The following is a 628-nucleotide window of genomic DNA, read 5'->3' as shown; positions in this document are numbered from 1 at the left end:
AAGCTGGTGTAGCGCATTTGCAGGAAAATCTCCTGCGCTTCAATGAGCAGCTCTATCGGGAGAATGCCGAGCACTTTCTGCGCCAGACCGTCGCCCATGAGGTCGCGCACTTGATCGCCCATCAGATGTTCGGCTCACGGATTCAGCCTCACGGCGAGGAATGGCAGCTGATCATGCGTGGCGTGTACGAGCTACCGCCGGATCGCTGCCACACCTATGCGATTCGTCGCCGGTCCGTTACCCGTTATGTCTATCGCTGCAGCTGCGTGGATCAGGATTTCGCCTTCACACCCCAGCGCCACGCGCTGGTGGCGAAGGGTCGCCGCTATTACTGCCGCCGCTGCAAGACCACCCTCGCCTTCAGCGGCGAGCAACGCATCGAATAACGCCAGCGCCTGCTAGAGCGCCCTCGCCCGCCAACCGGCAATGACGAACAACGCCGCCAGCAACGCCATCAACGGCAACCAGCCCGCGTGATCCCAGACATAACCGGCGCCATAGCCAACCACACTCGATCCCAGATAGTAGGCACACAGGTACAGCGCCGATGCCTGCGCTCGAGCACCCTTGGCATGGCTGCCGACCTGCCCGCTGGCCACGGCATGCGCGGCGAAGAAGCCGAGGGTGA

1 protein-coding gene and 1 pseudogene are annotated in these 628 nt (G+C 62.6%); one reads left to right on the top strand and one right to left on the bottom strand.

From position 1 onward, the window contains the following. Positions 1-386 (top strand): SprT-like domain-containing protein (locus tag CXQ94_RS23855; protein ID WP_104092588.1); only part of this gene is annotated, 386 nt, incomplete at its 5' end. Positions 387-398: 12 nt separating this feature from the next. Here the strand turns inward: CXQ94_RS23855 and CXQ94_RS23850 are convergent. Continuing rightward, a pseudogene (locus CXQ94_RS23850) lies at positions 399-628 on the bottom strand (MFS transporter); the annotation flags it as partial.

This window comes from Arthrobacter sp. GMC3 (genome assembly GCF_002929305.1).
Classification (GTDB): domain Bacteria; phylum Actinomycetota; class Actinomycetes; order Actinomycetales; family Micrococcaceae; genus Specibacter.
The sequence above is the reverse complement of the archived record's forward strand: the minus strand, read 5'-3'. Positions and strand labels throughout refer to the sequence as shown.